Origin of the sequence: Pinirhizobacter sp. (genome assembly GCF_036499745.1) — a bacterium.
Lineage (GTDB): Bacteria > Pseudomonadota > Gammaproteobacteria > Xanthomonadales > Rhodanobacteraceae > Pinirhizobacter.
On record NZ_DASYDG010000030.1, the window covers coordinates 21427 to 41140 of the forward strand.

A 19714-nucleotide genomic window follows, 5' to 3' on the forward strand; every position below is an offset into this window, starting at 1 on the left:
GGGTGGCGCTCGCCATTGACTGCTCCTGTGGTCACCGGTGCACACGTTGTGCAAATATGAACTTAATGTTCATGCACGCACAAGACGCAGTGCAGCAAAACCAGGCATGGCGCGCCGCCTTTCCGATCAGGCAAGCTTGCACGTCATCACAAACGAAGCGGACATGGCCAAGGAACCGACCAAATACCGAGCCCCCGCCCTGGATAAGGGCCTGGACATCATCGAACTGCTGGCGGCGGCGCCGGCACCCTTGAGTATTGCCGAAATCTCCGAGGGTGTCGGCCGCTCGCGCGGCGAGATCTTCCGCATGCTCCAGGTACTGGAGGAACGCGATTACATCGCCCGTGGCGAAGGCGACGGCAGCTACGCCATCACCCCGCGCCTGTTCCGGCTGGGCATGGAACAGCCGCCTGTGAAGAATGCGGTAGAAACCGCCCTGCCCGTGATGCATCGCCTGGCAGGCGAAATCGAACAGAGCTGCCACCTGGTGGTGCCTTCGGGCGAACAGATCGTGGTGGTGGCGCGCATCGACCCACCCGGCGACATCGGCCTGGTGGTGCGCGTCGGGCACCGCCGCCCCATGGCCCAGGCAACTTCCGGCCTGGTGCTGTTGGCCTGGCAAGGCGATGCCGTCAGGGACCACTGGCTGGATATCGTCGAAGCGCACGACGAGAGCGTCGAGCGCAAGGCCCTGCTCCGCCGGCTGACGAAGATCCGCGAGAAAGGCTACGCCTCGGCACCCAGCCACGTGGTCGGTGGCGTCACGGATCTCTCCGCGCCCATCGTCGAACACGGACATGCCGTGTGCGCACTCACCGTGCCGTTCATCGCCCGGGAAGGATCCTCCATCGACATGGCGATGACGGTGCGCACGCTGTGCAAGGCGGCGGCGGACATCTCCGCCGAGCTCGGCTAGCGAGGGCTCAGGGCCGAGGGCGCGGCCGGAAATGCAGCGGCTGGACGTCCGGCTGGTTGCCCACGGGCTTCGGCCCACAGCTTCCACAACTACCGCAGCCGTCGCCACAGCTTCCCGTGGCCGCCTTGGGCTGCATGCGCTGTCCCAAGGCCCGCAGCCACCTGGCCTGCGATGGCGCATTCAACGACGCGGACATTCGTGCCTGCACCCGCGTCGCCGTCTTCGGCAACAGCTTGCGGAACGCGGACACCGAGGCCAGCAACACCACGATGCCGATGACGATGGCCTGGATGACAGCAAACGCGGTCATGAGAGCGCCGCCGCGATCTGGTAGGTAGCAAACGAAGCCAGGTACGCCAGGCCGAACAGGTAGCCCGCGGCAATCGCCACATTGCGCCAGGAGTTGGTCTCGCGGCGGATCACCGCCAGCGTGGACATGCACTGCGGCGCGAACACGTACCAGGCCAGCAACGACAGCGCCGTGGCCAGCGACCATTGATGGGAAATCAGTGTTCCCAGTTGCGACACGACGGCGTCTTCGCCACCGGACATGGCATACACCGTGCCCAGCGACGCCACGGCCACCTCGCGCGCGGCCAGTCCCGGCACCAGCGCCACGCAGATCTGCCAGTTGAAGCCGATCGGCGCGAAGATGTAGTGCAATAGATGTCCGATGCGCCCTGCCAGGCTGTAGTCGATCGCCGGCAGCGTGGCGTCGGCCGGCGGCCCGGGGAAGCTCGCCAGGAACCACAGCAGCACGGTAAGCGCCAGGATGATGCCGCCCACCCGGCGCAGGAAGATCTTGCTGCGCTCCCACAGGCCCAGGGCGATGTCCCGCGCGTGCGGCACGCGATAGGAAGGCAGTTCCATGATCAATGCGTGCTCGCTCTTGTCGCGGCGCATGCGCTTGATTACCCAGGCCACCGCCAGTGCACTGAAGATCCCGGCGAAATACAGCACGAACAGCACGATGCCCTGCAGGTTGAACACCCCGCCCACGATGCGGTGCGGGATGAACGCTGCGATCAGCAAGGTATAAACCGGCAGCCGCGCAGAACACGTCATCAACGGCGCCACCATGATGGTGGTCAGGCGGTCGCGCGGGTCGTTGATGCTGCGCGTGGCCATGATCCCGGGAATGGCGCAGGCGAAGCTGGACAGCAGTGGAATGAAAGCGCGGCCGGTAAGGCCCGCCTTGAACATCGTGCGGTCGAGCAGGAACGCCGCACGCGGCAGGTAGCCGGATTCCTCCAGCACCAGGATGAAGAAGAACAGGATCAGGATCTGCGGCAGGAACACCAGCACGGCACCCAGGCCTGCGAACACGCCGTCATTCAACAGGCTGTGCAGGGCACTGCCGGCAGGCAGGAAAGCGGTGACCCAGGCACCAAGCCAGGTAATACCCGCCTGGATGCCATCCATCACCGGCTTCGCCCACGAGAAAACCGCCTGGAAGATGAAGAACATCAACCCGGCCAGGATCACCATGCCCATCACCGGATGCAGCGCCCAGCGGTCCAGGGCGTCGTCGACAGCGGCGGTCTGGCGCGGTGTAGTGACGGTGGCAGCCAGGAGCTCACGGACTTCGGCATGCACTTCGGAGGCTGTCAGCGGAATCGGATCGGAGGGCGCGGCCTCCGGCACCTCGCCATCGACACGCTCGATCAATGCCTTCGCACCGCCACGCTGCACGGCGATGGTCTGCACCACCGGCACGCCAAGGCGCCGCTGCAGTTCGTCCACGTCGATCACGATGCCTCGCCGCTTGGCCGCATCCATCATGTTCAGCGCCAGTACCACCGGTCGGCCCAGGCGGCGCACTTCCAGCACGAATCGGAGGTGCAAGCGCAGGTTCGTGGCATCGGCGACACAGACGATGAGGTCGGGCGCGGCCTCGCCCGGGTAGCGCCCCAGGCAGACATCACGGGTGATGGCTTCATCCGGGCTGGTGGCGGCAAAACTGTAGGCGCCGGGGAGATCGAGCAGCTGGAAGCTGCGGCCCGATGGCGCCACGAAGCGGCCTTCCTTGCGTTCCACGGTAACGCCGGCGTAATTGGCGACCTTCTGCCGGCCGCCGGTGAGCTGGTTGAACAGGGCCGTCTTGCCACAGTTGGGATTGCCCACCAGGGCAATGCGCAGGATGGTTTCGCTCATGCCGTGGCCTCCTGTCTGACAGTCACCCGCGCCGCCTCGGACCGGCGCAGCGCAAAGCGCGTGGAACCGATCTGTACCAGCAGCGGATCGCCGCCGAGCGGCCCACGGGCGACAATGCGCACCGGCTCGCCGCTGACAAAGCCCAGATCGCGCAGGCGCTGGGCGATAGGATCGGCGGGGTGGGCATCTTCAACATCCTGGACCATGGCGGGCGCGCCTTTGGGCAACTCGGACAACCGCACGGATGATTACTCAAATAAGAATAATTCGCATTATACGCCGTTGTATCCTTTCTTGCACATTACCTACCGGGCTTAACTCATGACTGATGCCGTCCTTCTGGAGCGCTCCGGAACCCTGGCCACCATCACCCTGAACCGGCCGGCCGTGCACAACGCCTTCGACGACGCGCTGATCGCCTCGCTGACGAGCGTCCTGGCCGACCTCGACGCCGACGACACGGTCCGGGCGGTGGTGTTGACCGGCGAGGGCGCAAGCTTCTCGGCCGGCGCCGACCTCAACTGGATGCGTGGCATGGCCGGCGCCAGCGAGGCTGAGAACCGGGCCGACTCCGAACGCCTGGCCGCGCTGATGCACCGCCTGCAGTTCCTCTCCAAACCCACCGTCGCCCGCGTCAATGGCGCCGCCTACGGGGGCGGTGTGGGCCTGATCGCCTGCTGCGACATCGCCATCGGCGTCTTCGGGGCGAAGTTCTCGCTGTCGGAGGTGAAACTCGGGCTGGTACCGGCGGTTATCTCCCCTTACGTGGTGGCTGCCATCGGCCTGCGCCATGCGCGGCGCCTGTTCGTTACCGGCGAGGTATTCGACGCCAGCCACGCCCAGCGCATCGGCCTGTTGCACGAGGTGGTCCCGGCCGACGAGCTCGACAACGCCGTGGCCAATGCCGTGGCCCTGCTGTGGCCCGGCGGTCCGGAGGCGCAGCGCGAAGCGAAGATACTGGCGCTGGCCATGGGCGGGCAGACTGCCGATGAAGCCCATCGCATGGATATCGAAAACGCCGCGTTGATCTCCCGCCTCCGGGTGTCGGCCGAAGGCCAGGAAGGCTTGCAGGCCTTTCTTGAAAAACGCGGGCCGACATGGCGTAACTAACCTCCCCGAACCGCACAGGCGCATGGCCTGGACTCAACGCCTGCGCAAACGACAAGGATTGTCATGGCATCCCGTCACCGCCCCTTGGCCCTCGTGTTCATCACGTTCGCCGGCCTCGCCGCCAGCGCCCCGATCGCGGCCGCCGACCTCATCACCTTCTGGAACATCCCCAGGCATGGCGGCAACAGCTTCAACCGGCTGCCGCCGGACCGCGCCTATTTCCAGGCACTCAAGGGTCATGGCGCCACCTGGGTTCGCCTGTCCTTCGATAAATGGAAACCAGCCCAGCGCGATTTCCTCATCGGCAATGCCGACGACTACCGTACGCTCGATACGGATGACCTTGCGACATTGCGCGCAACGCTTGATCGCGCGCATGCAGCAGGCCTGAAGGTAGTGGTGGCGCCGCTGTCGCTGCCATGGATGCGCTGGTCGCAGAACAACGGCGATCGTTTCGACGACCGGCTCTGGCGTGATCGCAAACACTGGGACACGGCGGCGCGCTACTGGCGCGATGCTGCCACCGCGCTAAGAGACCACCCGGCGATTGCTGCCTACAACATCATCAACGAGCCGGCGCCGGAAAAACTTGGCGGCCTGCCCGAGCACGCCCCGCCCGCCGCCATGGCCGCGTGGTTCGCGCGGGAAAGAAAGGGCGCACGCAACCTGCCGGCGTTCTATGCCAGGGTGATCGCCGCCATCCGCGAAGTCGACAAAACCACCCCGATCATGGTCGACGCTGGCTGGTACGCCGCCGCAGATGCCTTCGACTATTGGCCGGCGCCCCTGGGCGACACCCGCGTGCTTTATGCCTTCCACATGTACGAGCCATACGCCGTCACCAGCGCGCCGAACCTCAAGCGGCGCAAACCCTATGCCTATCCAGGTGTCGTTCCCTTCGGTGGAAAACAGCTGAACTTCGATGCAGGGCGGGTCAAGGCGTACCTGAAGATCCCGATGGACTGGGCTGCCCGCCACGCCATCCCGGCCAACCGCCTGGTCGCTGCCGAATTCGGTTGCGTCCGGCAACTGGCCGGGTGCGCAGGTTATCTCGAAGATGTCATCGGTACGCTTGACACCAACGGCGTGCATTGGGCGTTCTACAGCTTCCGCGAAGACACCTGGGATGCCATGGACTACGAACTGGGTACCGGCAAGGTGCCCTGGCGGTACTGGCAAGCCGTCGAGGCCGGCACGCCGGACCCCGTGCTTCGAAAGGCCACGCCACTGTTCGACGTCATCCGAAAGCGCCTTTGATTGCTGCAACGCAATCGGCCCCTCACCCGGAATCTGCTAGCTTTCATGGTTTGGATTCGCCGCATCAGGGCCCTACCCGCATGTTCGATTGCATCCTCATTGCCAACCGCGGCGAGATCGCCTGCCGCGTCATCCGTACCTGCCGCCGGCTCGGCATCAGGACGGTGGCGGTGTACTCCGAAGCCGACGCCGGCGCCCAGCATGTGCGCCTGGCCGACGAAGCCTGGCCGATCGGTGGACCGCGCCCGGCCGATTCCTACCTTCGCGGCGATGCCATCATCGAGGTGGCGAAGAAGACCGGTGCCCAGGCCATCCATCCCGGCTACGGTTTCCTGTCCGAGAACACAGGCTTCGCCCGTGCCTGCGCCGCGGCCGGCATCGTCTTCATCGGCCCGCGCCCGGAAAGCATCGATGCCATGGGTTCGAAGGCCGCCGCCAAGGCGCTGATGGAAAAACACGCCGTGCCCTTGGTGCCCGGTTACCACGGGGAAAACCAGGATCCGGCCCATCTGGCCGGACAGGCAGCCAAAACGGGTTTCCCGCTGATGATCAAGGCCGCCGCCGGCGGTGGTGGCAAGGGCATGCGCATCGTGCGCAACGCCGAGGCCTTCGCCGAAGCGCTGGCGTCCGCGCAACGCGAAGCGGCCAGTGCCTTCGGCGACACGCGGGTGATCCTGGAGCGCTATGTCGATCACCCGCGCCATATCGAATTCCAGGTGTTCGGCGACACGCATGGCCACGTCATCCATCTGAACGAGCGCGAATGTTCAGCGCAGCGCCGCTACCAGAAGGTGCTCGAAGAAACGCCCTCGCCGTTCCTGGACATGGCCAGCCGCGCGCGCATGGGCGAGGCCGCCGTGGCCGCCGCACAGGCAGTGGGTTACGTGGGCGCGGGCACCGTGGAATTCATCGTCGCCCAGGACGGGGAATTTTTCTTCATGGAGATGAATACACGGCTGCAGGTGGAACACCCGGTGACCGAGGAAACGCTCGGCCTGGACCTGGTGGAATGGCAGCTGCGCATCGCCGCCGGTGGCTACCTGCCACTGGCCCAGGGCGACGTCGAGGCCCGCGGCCATGCCATCGAGGTGCGCCTGTATGCGGAGGATCCCGAGCAGAACTTCCTGCCGGGCTCGGGCAAGCTCACGCACCTGCGCCTGCCCGAACCTTCAGCGCATGTGCGGCTGGATGCCGGCGTGGTGCAAGGCGATACGGTGAGCATCTTCTACGACCCGATGATCGCCAAGCTCATCGTCGTCGATCGCGACCGGCCGCGCGCGCTCGAGCGCCTGCGCGAGGCGCTGGCCGCCTGCGAGATCGTGGGGCCTGCATCCAACATCGCGTTCCTTGAACGCCTGGCACGCCATCCGGTGGTGGTGGAAGGCAACATCGATACCGGCTATCTCGACCGGCACCTGGATCAGTTCCTCAAAGGCGCCACGCCATCGGCCGACGGTGACGTATTCGCCGCCGCGACCGCCGTGCTGCTGGACGAAGAAGGCCGGGCCACGGCGTCGGCGGGCGATCCACATTCACCGTGGGCCGCCAACGACGCCTGGCGCAACGCGCACCCGGGCAAGCGTCTGGTCGCGTTGGTGGTGGACGGCGAACGCCGTGACATCGCCGCCTATGGCCACGACGGTACGTATCACCTGAGGTTCGGCGATGCCAGCACGGAGGTGTCCGGCGCGCGCCTGGCCGATGGTGTGCTTACCGCACGTTTCGATGGACACGCACGGCGCCTTCGGGTGCACCTGGATGCCGCGCACGTGGCCGTGCACGACGCCGCCGGCTTCCGCCACGCCTTCGAACGCGCCCCGGCCTTCGCCTGGATCCTGGCCGACACCGCGGGCGACGACCGCGTGCTGGCGCCGATGCCCGGTCGCATCGTGCTGGTGCGCGTGAAACCCGGCGATACCGTCACCGCCGGCCAGGAGTTGCTGGTGATGGAAGCGATGAAGATGGAGCTGGCCTTGAAGGCGCCGCGCGACGGTACCATCGAATCGATAAGCGCCGAACAGGGCGACTTCGTTGAAGCGGACCGCGTGCTCGCCCGCCTGGCCGCCAACGATAAAGCTTGAGGATTTATCAGATGAACTCCGGAACTTTCGTACGCATTGTCGAAGTAGGCGCGCGTGATGGGCTGCAGAATGAAAAAACCCTCCTTCCCGCGGACGTCAAGATCGCGCTGATCGACCGTTTGTCCTCCACGGGTCTCTCCGTGGTGGAAGCCACCAGCTTCGTCAGTCCCAAATGGGTGCCGCAGCTGGCCGACGCAGCGCAGGTATACACCGGCATCCGCAAGGTGCCGGGCGTAACCTACCCGGTGCTGGTGCCCAACGAACAGGGTTATGAGCGCGCCCGCGCCGTGAGTGTCACCGAGATCGCCGTGTTCACCGCGGCCTCGGAAGCCTTCAACCAGAAAAACATCAACGCCTCGATCGATGAAAGCATCGACCGCTTCAGGCCGGTGTTGGCGCGTGCCCGCGCCGATGGCGTAACCGTGCGCGGTTATGTGTCCACGGTGCTGGGTTGCCCTTACCAGGGCGACGTGCCGCTCACCGATGTCGTGCGCGTGGCCAGGGCGCTGCATGAACTGGGCTGCCATGAAGTTTCGCTCGGCGACACCATCGGCGTGGGCACGCCGGCCAAGGCCCGCGACATGCTGCGCGCCGTCGCCGCTGAAGTGCCCATGCAAGCGCTGGCCGTGCACTTCCACGACACCTACGGCCAGGCCCTGGCCAATATCCTTTCCTGCCTGGAAGAAGGCGTACGCGTTGTGGACAGCGCCGTATCCGGCACCGGCGGCTGTCCGTACGCCAAGGGCGCCACCGGCAACGTCGCCAGCGAAGACGTGGTGTACATGCTTCATGGCATGGGCATGCAAACCGGTGTGGACCTGGATCTGCTGATCGCCACGGGCGCGTGGTTGGCCGCGCAACTGGGCAAGGAAACCGCCAGCCGGGTGACGCGGGCACGCACCGCGACCTGAGCGGGCTATCATCGGGTTTCCGGTTGACTGGGGAGCTCCATGACACGCGCCATCCTTTTCGTTGCGTTGCTCGTGGCCGCGGCTGCACCCGTTGCCGCCCGCGATATCCTGCTGCTGCCCGACCGTGTCTGGACGTCGGAGGGCAATACCGCCCATGCCGGCTGGGCCGTACTGGTGCGCGATGGCGTGATTGCCGGCGTCGGTCCGCGCGAGGGCTTGCATCCGGCCGCCGATGTCCGCGAGATCGCCCTGCCCGGCGCCACCCTGATGCCGGGCCTGATCGATCTTCACTCGCATGTGTTCCTGCATCCTTACAACGAAACCCTGTGGAACGACCAGGTGCTGAAGGAAGCGCCGGACTATCGCGTGCTCGAGGCCGCCGCCCATGCGCGGGACACGCTGATGTCCGGGTTTACCGCGTTGCGCGACCTGGGCACCGAGGGCGCGGGTTTCGGCGATGTGTCCATCAAGCGCGCGATCAACGAAGGCCTGATCCCCGGGCCGCGGATGTTCGTAGCCACCCGCGCGATCGTCGCCACGGCCAGTTACGGCCCAGGCCCCCGCGGCTTCCGCCCCGATCTCGACCTTCCCTCCGGCGCCCAGGAAGTAAGCGGCACCGATGAAGCCATGCGCGCCGTGCGCGAACAGGCGGCCCGCGGCGCGGACTGGATCAAGCTGTATGCCGATTACCGCGTGGGTCCCGATGGCACCACCGCGCCCACCTTCACCGAGGCTGAGCTCAAGGCCATCGTGGATACCGCCCACCTGATCGGCCGGCCGGTGGCAGCCCATGCCGCCTCGCGCGAAGGCGTGGCGATGGCGGTGGCCGCCGGCGTGGATACCATCGAACACGGCTACGGCACCGACGAAGCCACGTTTGCCAAAATGAAAAAACAGGGCACCACCTATGAGCCCACGCTCACCGCGGTAGATGCCACCGAGGAATACTTCCACCACTACAAGCCCGGCGATCCGCCCACCGACAACATGCGCGAAGCAGAACACGCCTTCCGTACCGCGCTCAAAGTGGGCGTGACCATCGGTAATGGCTCCGACGTGGGCGTGTTCGCCCATGGCACCAACTGGCGCGAGCCCGTTGCCATGGTGCGCGACGGCATGACCCCGGCCCAGGCGCTTCACGCCGCCACCGACGTGGCCGCGCGTATCCTTCGCCAGGGCGACCACTTCGGCCGCATTGCCGTGGGCATGCGCGCCGACCTTGCCGCTTTCTCGGGCGATCCCAGTGCCCACATCGAAGACCTTGCCCATCCGGTGCTGGTGATGAAGGATGGAACCCTCTACCGCAGCCCCGACGGTCATCCATGAGTCCCAGCTTCCAGATCCGCCCGATCGAACCCCGCGACGATGCCGCCATGGCGGCGATCATCCGCCAGGTAATGCCCGAGTTCGGCGCCGACGGGCCGGGCTTCGCCATCCATGATGAAGAAGTGGATTGCATGGCCAAAGCCTATGCACATGACAACACCGCCTATTACGTGGTGATCATGGATGGTGAGGTTGCCGGCGGCGCCGGCATCGCACCATTGATCAACGCGCCGGAAGAACACGTCTGCGAACTGCGCAAGATGTACTTCCTGCCCAGCGCGCGCGGCATCGGGGCAGGCGCGGCGATGATGCAGTGCTGCCTTGAGGCGGCGCGGCGCATGGGCTTTAAGCGTTGCTACCTGGAAACGCTTACCGGCATGGATTCAGCGCAAACGCTTTACCGCCGCCACGGCTTCGTGCCATTGAACCGCGCGATGGGCGGCACCGGTCATTTCAGCTGCGACCGCTTCTTCATCAGGGATCTATAAGCGGTGGCCAGGCAACCGCCCCGGCTTACCTTCCAGGTCGACGACCCCGGGGCCGGGGACATCGTGCCGCTGATCGAACAGTTCGAAGGCTATCTCGCAGAGCTTTATCCCGAAAGCGAGCGCCGCCCGGGTGACGCCGCCTCGCCGCTGCACCGTCCGAATGTCACGTTCCTGACCGCGCGGGTGGACGGCGTGCCAGTGGCCTGCGGCGCCTTCGCCGACCACGGCGACTATGTGGAAGTGGCAAAGATGTATGTCATCCCCACCGTGCGCGGCCTGGGCCTGGGCAAGCAGCTGCTCGAAGCCCTTGAAGACGAAATCCGCCGCGCGGGCGGCAAGCTGGTACGGCTCGAATCAGGCACCGCCCAGACCGAAGCCCAGGAACTCTACGAACGCGCCGGCTACCGCCGCTGCGGCAGCTTCGGCAGCCATCGCGCCACGCCGCATAGCATCTTCATGGAAAAATCCCTCGCATGATCCGCATCGCCACCGCCGGCGACGCCGCCGCCTGCCACGACATCTATGCCCCGGCCGTGCTGCATACGGCCATCACCTTCGAGACGGAACTGCCCGGCACCGACACCATGGCCCAGCGCATCCAGGCGCGGCTGGCCCACTACCCATGGCTGGTGTTCGAAGACGACGGCGCGGTACTCGGCTATGCCTACGCGGGGCGCTTCCGTGACCGCGCCGCCTACGACTGGATCGCCGAGACCTCGGTTTACGTGCATGAAAACGCGCGCCGGCGCGGTATCGCGCGGCGCCTGTACACCTGCCTGCTGGACGTGATGCAGATGCAGGGCTTCAACCAGGCGGTGGGGGCGATCACGCTGCCCGGGGAAAGCAGCGTGGCCATGCACGGCGCGCTCGGCTTCCAGCCCGCCGGCGTATGGCGCCACAGCGGCTACAAGCTCGGCCGGTGGCACGATGTGGGCCTGTGGCAAAGGGAGCTGGCGGTTCCGGCCAATCCGCCGCCGCCCGTCCTGCCGTTCGCCCGCATGCGCCACGATTCCGCCCTGCAGGTAAGGCTTGCGCTCGGGTAAGATGACGGTCTTTGCACCACGCACAGGACCCTCCCCATGCATCTGGAAAACGTCAAGGCCGTGATCACCGGCGGAGCCTCCGGCCTGGGCTACGCGGTGGCCCGCCACCTGGTGGACAACGGCGCCAGGGTCGCGCTATTCGACGTCAACGACGCGAAAGGCGCCTCGTCCTGCGAGGCGCTGGGCGACAACGCGCATTTCCGCCGGGTGGATGTGACCTCCGAAGACGACGTGGCAAAGAACGTCGCCGCCGCGCGCGAGGTCATGGGTGGCCTGAACGTGTTGGTGAACTGCGCCGGCATCCTCGGCGCCGGCCGCGTGGTGGGCAAGGACGGCGCGATGCCGCTGTCGAACTTCAGCAACACCATCATGGTGAACCTGGTGGGCAGCTTCAATGTGGCCAAGGCCGCGGCCAACCTGATGCAGGGCAACGATGCCGGCGAGGACGGCGAACGTGGCGTGATCATCAACACCGCCTCGGTCGCCGCTTATGAAGGCCAAATCGGCCAGGCAGCGTACTCGGCCTCCAAGGGTGGTGTAGTGGGCATGACACTCCCCATGGCGCGCGAGCTTTCGCGCTTCGGCATCCGTGTGGTCACCATCGCCCCGGGCATCTTCTGGACACCGATGGTCGACAGCATGACGCCCCAGGTGCAGGAATCGTTGTCCGCTACCATCCCGTTCCCGGCACGCCTGGGCAAGCCTGAGGAATTCGCAAGCACGGTGGGCTTCATCGTGCAGAGCCGTTACATCAACGGCGAGACCATCCGCCTGGACGGCGCCGTGCGCCTGCAGCCGAAGTAATTCCTTTCCAGCCCAACACCCGAGCCCTTCGCATGAAAGCTTCCGACGTCAAGCGCGGTACCGTGATCGAGCACGACGGCACCGTGTACCAGGTGCGTGACATCGAGCGCAGCTCGCCAAGCGCGCGTGGCGGCAACGTTACCTTCCGCTTCACCCTGTATTCGATCCCCGGGGGGCGCAAATTCGACCTTTCGCAACGCGCCGAAGACGAACTGAGGGAAGTGGAACTCAGCCGCCGCCAGGCCACCTACTCCTACATGGATGGCGAAGTCTTCGTGTTCATGGACGCTGAAGACTACACGCAGTACCTGCTGCCGCCGGAGATTGTCGGCGACAACGCCGGCTATATCGTCGAGGGGCTGGAAGGGTATTACGTGCAGTTGATCGACGAAGCGCCCGTTGGCCTGCTGGTGCCGACCAGCGTGGTGCTTACCGTCACCGACACCGCGCCGGAGTTGAAAGGCGCAAGCGCCACCAAGCGCACCAAGCCCGCCACGCTCGAAACCGGTGTGGAAGTACAGGTGCCTGAGTACATCACCACGGGTGAGAAGGTCACGGTGAACACCCTCACCGGCGAATTCGCCGGCCGCGCATAAAAGCCACGGGGCTGCCCGCAGCCCCTTCTCCAACGAGCAACGGATGACCTCGGGATTCTCCCTTCCCCGCAGCGTGCTGCAGTCGCTCACCACCACGCGCCGGCCCGACGTGCCGATGCGCGTGGCGCTGCGCAACGCTGCGGCAGTGGCGATCCCGCTGGCCATCGGCGTGGCCACGGGGCACGAGGGCATCGGCATCGGCATCGCCGCGGGCGCGCTGGACACAATGTTCTCGGACCAGCCCGGCCCCTACCAGCAACGCCTGCAACGACTTTTCCTGGCGGCACTGGCGGCGGGGGGTGCCGCGCTCCTGGGTTTCCTGGTCGGCGGCCATCCGCTCACGCTGTCGTTGGCGACCGCGGTGCTAGGATTCTTCGGCGGCATGCTGGTGATCTTCGGTCCGGACATCGCGCGCGTGGGGATGACCAGCATGTTGCTGCTGGTGATCACCGCCGCCACGCCCTTGCCTGTGGGCCAGGCCATCGGTGCATCGCTGCTGATCTTCGCCGGCGGCATGTTGCTGGCGCTGTTCTCGATCGCCGCGTGGCCGCTGCAACGGTACCGGCCCGAGCGCCATGCCCTGGCTGAGGTCTACCGTGGCCTGGCGGCGCTTGCCGCACAACCGAAGGGCCAGGGCAACGAAGCACCCGCGCTTACCGAGGCGATGACCACCCTGCAGCACACCTTGCTGGGGCGTTTCCATGCTCGCGGGCGCGCGATGGAAGCCTTCCGCGTACTGCTGGACATCGCCGAACGGATCCGCCTGGAACTGATCACCATGCAGGAGCTCGGCGTGGGCAGCGGCGTGGGCGAGATGATCCGCGCGGACGCCGCACGGGTGCTGCGCGGGGTGGCCCGTGCGCTGGACGAAGCCGGGCCGCCGACACGCGCGGAAGCTGCGCTGAAAACCCTGCAGGCCAGCGAACGGGCGTTGTTCGGGGAGGCCCAGCCCAGCTTCGCCGGCAACCACGTGCATGCCTTGTCCGGTCAGTTGGCCGCGGCCGTCCGTAATGCCAACTGGGCCGGCAGCCGGGGCGAAATCCGCGCCGAGACTGCCGAAAGCAGCCTTCCCACGGCGCTACGCAGTGGTTCGGCGCTCGCGGCGATGCGCGCGAACATGATTCCGCAGTCCATCGCCTTCCGGCACGCGGTGCGCTGCGCGGTCGTGCTTACCCTTGCGCTGGCCATCTCCCGCTATGCCCACCTGCCGCACGGCTACTGGCTACCGATGACCGCTGCCATCGTGCTGCGGCCGGATTTCGCCGCCACCTTGAATTTCGGCTTGCTGCGCGTGGTGGGTACGGTGCTTGGCCTGGTGCTCACCACCCTGGTGTTGCGCTTCACCCCTGATGCACCGTGGGCGCACATCGCGGTGCTGGCGATCCTGTGCGTGGCCTTCCGTTATCTCGCCACGGCGCACTATGGCATCGCGGTGGCGGCGCTCACCGGTACGGTGGTGATCCTGCTGTCCTTTGATGGCGTGGAGTCCACCGCGGCCATGAGCGACCGCGTGCTCAACACCGTGCTGGGGTCGGTCATGGCGCTGGTAGCCTACGTGTTGTGGCCCACGTGGGAGCGCACGCGCGCGCACGCCGCGCTGGCCGACATGCTCGACGCCTATGCAGCGTACCTTGCCACCCTGTCCGGGCCAGCCCATGTCCGCGAGCGCCGCGACGCGCGCACGCTTTCCCGCACTGCACGCACAAACGCCCAGGCTTCGCTCGACCGCATGCGCTCGGAACCTGCCACACCCGTGCACCTGATGGAAATGGCGCAGACCCTTTTTGCCAACGGTAACCGCCTGGCCCGCACGGCGATGACCCTTGAGGCCATGGCGGACGACGTGGGCGATCAGCTCAACTGGGACCTGGTTTCGCCACTGGTGCGTGATTCGTCCGGGGCGTTGCATGAATTGGCCGATGCCCTGCGTCATTCACGGCCCCCCGAGGCCCTGCCGGACCTGCGCTCCCGGCAGCGGGAAATCGTCACCGCACTGGCCGGGGGACGCCTAACGGGCGCCGCCGACCAGATAGCTACCGTTAGCGACCGGCTGGTAGATAACGTCAATACAATCAATCATATCCTTCAACGACGTTAAGTGCCGTCGAGGGCGGTCGGCAGGTTACACTTGGCACCATGCTGAAGATCGATACCCACGCCCACATCCTGCCCAGGCAGTGGCCGGACCTCGCCGCCAAATACGGCGACGACCGTTTCCCCGTGATGCAGCACGCCGGGGGATCGCACCGGATCTACAAGGACGGAAAATTCTTCCGCGAGGTGTGGGAATCCGCCTTCGATGCCGAGCACCGCATCGCCGACTACGCCCGGCATGGCGTGGACGTGCAGGTGATCTCCACGGTGCCTGTGCTGTTCTCGTACTGGGCCAAGGGCCACCAGGCGCTGGAGCTTCACCGGTTCCTGAACGACCACGCCGCACGCCTGTGCCATGACCATCGCCGCCACTATGCCGCCATCGGTACCGTACCGCTGCAATCGCCCACGCTCGCCATCCAGGAGATGGAACGCTGTGTGGACGAACTGGGCTTGCAAGGTGTCCAGATCGGCTCGCACTGCAACGACTGGAACCTCGACGCACCGGAGCTCTTCCCCTTCTTCGAGGCCGCCGCCGATCTGGGCGCGGCGGTCCTGGTGCATCCGTGGGACATGATGGGGGCGGCGGGCATGCCGCGCTACTGGATGCCCTGGCTGGTAGGCATGCCCGCCGAACAATCCCGCGCGGCATGTTCCTTGGTATTCGGTGGCGTGCTCGAACGCCTGCCGCAGCTGCGCATCATGCTGGCCCACGGCGGCGGCAGCTTCCCGGCAAGCATTGGCCGCATCGAACACGGCTTTCGCATGCGTCCGGACCTGGTAGCCACCGACAATGCGCGAAATCCCCGCGAGTACATGCACCGGCTGTATTTCGATTCCTGCGTGCACGATCCGCGTGCACTTCAATACCTTCTCGACACGGCCGGCGTATCGCAGGTAATGCTGGGCACCGACTATCCCTTCCCGCTGGGCGAACAGGTTCCCGGCAGCGGTATCGACTCGCTCGGCCTGGATGACGAAAGCCGCGAACGCCTGTTCCATGGCACCGCGCTGGAATGGCTGCAATTGCCTCGCAGCCGTTTCGAGCGACACTAAACCCTAGACCCGGGAATTGAACCGAATGATCCTTCCGCGCTGCGTGCACCTAGCCGCCTTCGCCGCCATTGGGCTGCTGTTCCAGGCGCCTGCCATGGCCGGCGACATCACCATGGCCAAAGGCGCCGTGCGCTTCAGCGTGCCCGACAGCTGGGTGCCGATCATGCAAACCCAGGGCGATCCGGAAACCCAGGTGTTCCAGGTGCCCGACCCCTCGCCCGTCGGCACCAAGACGCTGTCACGGGTGACGGTGTCGGTCAAACAGGCGGGCAACCTGGCAGGCTACCAGTCGTGGATGGGCCAGCTGACCGCGCGCGCGCGCCAGCTCAACGGCTACGCACCCGACACTCATCGCGCCGCCACGCCGAACGACTACTTCTATACCGCGCAGGAAACCGGCGAGAAGTTCACCTACCACGAGCGCTACGCCTTCAGTGGCAACCTTGCCATCCAGGTGCGCTGCGTGCGTCCGGCCACGGGCGACGCCCGCTGGCAGGCCTCGTTCGATGCCGGCTGTGACGACGTAGCCAATCATTTACCGCAGTGAGCCGCATCATGGATTACCGCAACGACCAGGCCTGGGCGCAGGCCCAGGACGACGCCGACCCGCTCAAGGGTTTTCGTGACCGCTTCCTGATCCCGCCGCACGAAGGGCACGACAGCCTTTACTTCTGCGGTAATTCCCTGGGGCTGCAACCGCGCAGCGTGCGCGAGGCGATCGCGTCGGAGCTCGACTATTGGGGGGAACTTGCGGTGGAAGGCCACTTCAGAGGCAAGCTGCCGTGGTTGTCGTACCACGAATACGTGCGCGACAACCTGGCCGAGGTCGTGGGCGCCCTTCCGTCGGAAGTGGTGGCGATGAATACCCTGGGTGTGAACCTGCACCTGATGATGGTGAGCTTCTACCGTCCCACACCCGAGCGCCACTCGATCCTGATCGAAGCGGGCGCCTTTCCCACCGATCGTTACGCGGTTGAATCGCAGATCCAGTTCCACGGCTTCGACCCCGCCACGTCGCTTATCGAACTGGAGGCCGACGAGCCCAACGGCAGCATCTCGATCGGTGCAATCGAGCGCGCCATCACCGAACATGGCGCGAAGCTCGCGCTGGTGATGCTGCCTGGCGTGCAGTACCGCACGGGGCAATCGTTCGACCTTGGCGCCATCACCCGGCTAGGCCATGCCCACGGTGCGATGGTGGGTTTCGACCTTGCCCACTCGGTGGGCAACACGATACTGAACCTGCACGATGCCGGTCCCGACTTCGCTATCTGGTGCAGTTACAAGTATTTGAACGGCGGACCGGGTGCCGTGGCGGGTGTCTTCGTCCACGAGCGGCATGCCACCGCGAACCTGCCGCGCTTCGCCGGCTGGTGGGGCCACGACAAGGCCACGCGTTTCCAGATGGGCCCGCATTTCCAGGCCACGCCCGGCGCTGAAGGCTGGCAGTTGTCGAACCCGCCGATCCTGTCGCTGGCGCCGCTGCGCATGTCACTGGATATCTTCCACGAGGCCGGCATGCCGCGCATCGGTGAGAAGTCGCGCAAGCTCACCGGTTACCTTGAATGGCTGATCCAGACCGACCTCGCCGACGTGCTCGAAGTGGTAACGCCGGCCGAGCCCGCCCGCCGCGGATCGCAGCTGTCGATCCGCGTCAAGGCCGGCCGCGATGCCGGCCGGTCGCTGTTTGAATACCTGACGGACAACGGCGTGATCGGCGACTGGCGCGAACCTGACGTGATCCGCATGGCTCCGGTACCCCTCTACAACCGCTTCACCGACTGCGTCGGCTTCGCCGCCCACGTCCGCGCCTGGGCAACCCGGTAGCCCGCGACCGGATCGGGCTACACCAGGACCAGTTCCACGCCCTGCTTGCGGATGGCATCGGCGTGGACTTTCGATGCGCTGGTGTCGGTGATGACCACATGCAGGCTGCGCACCGGGGCAATTACCGAAAGGCTGCGCTGGCCGAGCTTGGTGGCATCGAGCACCGCTACCACCTCGCGCGATACCTTGATCATCAGCATGTTCAACGAGGCCTCCTGCGGGTCGGGTGTGGTCACGCCCACTGCCGGATCCAGGCCATCGACACCCAGGAACAGGCGATCGGCGGTGAGCCGCGATAGCGCCTGTTCGGCGTCGGGGCCGGCCAGTGAATAGGATGTCTGTCGCAGCATGCCGCCGAGCATCATCACGCGGACACTGGGCAGGCCACTCAGTTCCAGCGCGATATTGAGCGCATTGGTGATCACGGTAAGCGACTTCCACTTGCGCTGGCGGATCTGCCGCGCGATCTCGACCGTAGTGGAACCGGAGTCCAGGATGATCGTCTCGCCGTCGGCGATCATGCGCGCGGCGGCTTCGCCGATACGGCGCTTCTCCGGCAGGCGGCGGGTTTCCTTGATCGGCAGCGGCACATCCAGCTGCGAGGACGCCGCGGGCACCGCGCCGCCGTGCGAGCGCTTGAGCGAGCCCACCTGCTCGAGGTATTCGAGGTCGCGGCGAATGCTTACCGCCGAGATGCCGTAGCGCTCGACCAGGCCTTCCACCGTCACGCGGCCCTCGGCGCGCGCCAGTTCCACGATCTGGCGCTGGCGCTCCTCGACCAGGAGCTTGGGTGGTGGTGCCGGGCTTGGTTTGCTCATCGTCCTTCAGGCGTCATCGGGCAGCGCGTCGAGCTTGAGCAGTCGCGCGGCGTTGTCGTGGTAAACCTTGCGCAGGATAGCCGAAGACAAGCCCAGTCCGTAGATGGACCAACGTCCCTGCGGCGGCATGGGCGCGGGCGCGTAGTCGAAGTATTCGTCGTCGGTTTCGAGGAACCGGTAGTAGATCTCGTAAAGTTCATCGCCCAGCAACTGCTGGGGCACGGCGTTGCCAAAGGGCGGCGGCACGGCATCGGTGCCGAACAGGATGCGATCCTGCCAGCGATCGAAGAAACGCTGGCTGCGTCGCGGCTGGCGGCCAAGCTCGCCGATGCGCGCACTGATGTCCAGGTGCACATTGGCATGCGCGTCGAGCGTCGCCTCGATGGCATCGAGGTCTTCGCCCTGGTTGCCGACGTGAAGCAGCACGAAGGTGGTGCGCGGGTGCCGGGCAATCACCCGGTCGCGCGCTTGCATCAATTGCGCATGGGAAGGAAAACCTTCGCCGTAGAACGACCAGTCCGGGTGCTGGGCCAGTTCCTCGTAGCGCTCGTTGTGGCGATCGGTGGGCTGGAAAAACGCCAGCGGATCGGCGGTATGCAGGAACACCGGCAGGCCCAGCGCCGCGCAGGTTTCCCACATGGGATCGAAGCGGGCGTCGTCCAGACCCACCAGTTGCCCCTCATCGATGCCCTCGCGCAGGTACAGGCCCAGGGTCTTCAGCAGCTTCAACCCGCATGCGCCCGCGCGATGGGCGCGCTCGAGTTCTTGCGCCTGCAAGGCTGGATAGTCCGCTTCGCCAAAAAGATGGAACGATGGCTCTGTCATGGTCATGAAGCGGCCCGGCGCCACCTTGTCGAACCGCGCGATGGAATCTTCAAGGCCCCGGCCCACGCCGCCGGTAAGGTTCACCATGCAGCGGATGCCCTTGCGGTCGAGCAAGGGTACGAGCGCGTTGGCGTCAGCGAAGGACAACATGTCCTCACCCAGCGACACCCCGCCACGCGTGTGGCGCATCCAGGTGAGGTGGGTGTGCACGTCGATCACCGGGAAGCGTGGCCGCTCCACCCGGTTTACCGCTCCGTGCAGCATGCTTCGCGGCGCGAAATCGACCAGGCGAAGATCAGCCTGGGCAGGTGAGGCTTCCAGCGGGTTCCTGTCACCGTCGGACATGGCCGCCATGCGCGCGGGCGGCGCGCAGCAACCACAACCGTTCCAGTCCGCCGTGTCCATGCC

General features: G+C 65.9%; 20 protein-coding genes. 15 read left to right on the top strand and 5 right to left on the bottom strand.

Annotated elements, in window-relative coordinates; translation table 11 throughout:
* Positions 1-163 precede the first annotated feature (163 nt).
* A complete protein-coding gene (locus VGM61_RS10335; protein ID WP_331522720.1) occupies positions 164-916 on the top strand; it encodes an IclR family transcriptional regulator in 753 nt (250 codons plus the stop codon).
* 7 nt (positions 917-923) lie between these two features.
* Here VGM61_RS10335 and VGM61_RS10340 read toward each other — a convergent pair whose 3' ends face one another.
* From VGM61_RS10340 to VGM61_RS10350, 3 genes are read right to left on the bottom strand one after another with little or no spacing between them, the layout of a single operon-like run.
* Positions 924-1226: a DUF6587 family protein gene (locus tag VGM61_RS10340; protein WP_331522721.1), complete on the bottom strand. Its 303-nt coding sequence runs from the start codon at positions 1224-1226 to the stop codon at positions 924-926.
* Positions 1223-3070 (bottom strand): ferrous iron transporter B, encoded by a 1848-nt coding sequence (gene feoB / locus VGM61_RS10345; RefSeq protein ID WP_331522722.1) that lies wholly within the window; start codon positions 3068-3070, stop codon positions 1223-1225. The genes VGM61_RS10340 and feoB overlap by 4 nt, the downstream gene beginning before the upstream one ends.
* Positions 3067-3312 (bottom strand): FeoA family protein, encoded by a 246-nt coding sequence (locus VGM61_RS10350; protein WP_331522724.1) that lies wholly within the window; start codon positions 3310-3312, stop codon positions 3067-3069. Before VGM61_RS10350 ends, feoB begins: the two co-directional genes overlap by 4 nt.
* Before the next feature lie 79 nt (positions 3313-3391).
* Between VGM61_RS10350 and VGM61_RS10355 the strand changes: the two genes are divergently transcribed.
* The 14 genes from VGM61_RS10355 (at position 3392) to kynU (ending at position 17663) form a co-directional block, all read left to right on the top strand.
* Positions 3392-4180, top strand: coding sequence for an enoyl-CoA hydratase/isomerase family protein (locus tag VGM61_RS10355; protein WP_331522725.1), 789 nt, complete (start codon positions 3392-3394; stop codon positions 4178-4180).
* A 63-nt stretch (positions 4181-4243) separates the two neighbouring features.
* Positions 4244-5437, top strand: a complete 1194-nt coding sequence (locus tag VGM61_RS10360) for a glycoside hydrolase family 5 protein (RefSeq protein WP_331522726.1) — start codon at positions 4244-4246, stop codon at positions 5435-5437.
* 80 nt (positions 5438-5517) lie between these two features.
* A complete protein-coding gene (locus VGM61_RS10365) occupies positions 5518-7518 on the top strand; it encodes an acetyl/propionyl/methylcrotonyl-CoA carboxylase subunit alpha (RefSeq protein WP_331522727.1) in 2001 nt (666 codons plus the stop codon).
* 11 nt (positions 7519-7529) lie between these two features.
* Positions 7530-8429, top strand: coding sequence for a hydroxymethylglutaryl-CoA lyase (locus tag VGM61_RS10370; protein WP_331522728.1), 900 nt, complete (start codon positions 7530-7532; stop codon positions 8427-8429).
* A gap of 39 nt (positions 8430-8468) precedes the next feature.
* Positions 8469-9755, top strand: a complete 1287-nt coding sequence (locus tag VGM61_RS10375; RefSeq protein WP_331522729.1) for an amidohydrolase family protein — start codon at positions 8469-8471, stop codon at positions 9753-9755.
* A complete protein-coding gene (locus tag VGM61_RS10380; protein ID WP_331522731.1) occupies positions 9752-10243 on the top strand; it encodes a GNAT family N-acetyltransferase in 492 nt (163 codons plus the stop codon). The genes VGM61_RS10375 and VGM61_RS10380 overlap by 4 nt, the downstream gene beginning before the upstream one ends.
* A 3-nt stretch (positions 10244-10246) precedes the next feature.
* Complete coding sequence (locus tag VGM61_RS10385; protein ID WP_331522732.1) at positions 10247-10720, top strand: GNAT family N-acetyltransferase; 474 nt, start codon at positions 10247-10249, stop codon at positions 10718-10720.
* On the top strand, positions 10717-11286 hold the full coding sequence (locus tag VGM61_RS10390; protein ID WP_331522733.1) for a GNAT family N-acetyltransferase: 570 nt from the start codon (positions 10717-10719) through the stop codon (positions 11284-11286). Before VGM61_RS10385 ends, VGM61_RS10390 begins: the two co-directional genes overlap by 4 nt.
* Positions 11287-11322: 36 nt before the next feature.
* Positions 11323-12090, top strand: coding sequence for an SDR family NAD(P)-dependent oxidoreductase (locus VGM61_RS10395; protein ID WP_331522734.1), 768 nt, complete (start codon positions 11323-11325; stop codon positions 12088-12090).
* 32 nt (positions 12091-12122) lie between these two features.
* Complete coding sequence (yeiP, locus tag VGM61_RS10400) at positions 12123-12686, top strand: elongation factor P-like protein YeiP (protein WP_331522735.1); 564 nt, start codon at positions 12123-12125, stop codon at positions 12684-12686.
* A 43-nt stretch (positions 12687-12729) separates the two neighbouring features.
* Complete coding sequence (locus VGM61_RS10405; RefSeq protein WP_331522736.1) at positions 12730-14784, top strand: FUSC family protein; 2055 nt, start codon at positions 12730-12732, stop codon at positions 14782-14784.
* A gap of 38 nt (positions 14785-14822) precedes the next feature.
* The gene (locus VGM61_RS10410; protein ID WP_331522737.1) at positions 14823-15836 is read left to right on the top strand and encodes an amidohydrolase family protein; all 1014 of its coding nucleotides are present in this window, start codon (positions 14823-14825) and stop codon (positions 15834-15836) included.
* A 25-nt stretch (positions 15837-15861) separates the two neighbouring features.
* Positions 15862-16383, top strand: coding sequence for a hypothetical protein (locus VGM61_RS10415; RefSeq protein ID WP_331522738.1), 522 nt, complete (start codon positions 15862-15864; stop codon positions 16381-16383).
* Between the two features lie 8 nt (positions 16384-16391).
* The gene (kynU, locus tag VGM61_RS10420; protein WP_331522739.1) at positions 16392-17663 is read left to right on the top strand and encodes a kynureninase; all 1272 of its coding nucleotides are present in this window, start codon (positions 16392-16394) and stop codon (positions 17661-17663) included.
* A 17-nt stretch (positions 17664-17680) separates the two neighbouring features.
* Here the strand turns inward: kynU and VGM61_RS10425 are convergent, their stop codons facing one another.
* Both VGM61_RS10425 and VGM61_RS10430 read right to left on the bottom strand, forming a co-directional pair.
* Entirely contained in the window at positions 17681-18481 is an 801-nt protein-coding gene (locus tag VGM61_RS10425) for a DeoR/GlpR family DNA-binding transcription regulator (protein ID WP_331522740.1), read from the bottom strand.
* Between the two features lie 6 nt (positions 18482-18487).
* Positions 18488-19711, bottom strand: coding sequence for an amidohydrolase family protein (locus tag VGM61_RS10430; RefSeq protein ID WP_331522741.1), 1224 nt, complete (start codon positions 19709-19711; stop codon positions 18488-18490).
* Positions 19712-19714 lie beyond the last annotated feature (3 nt).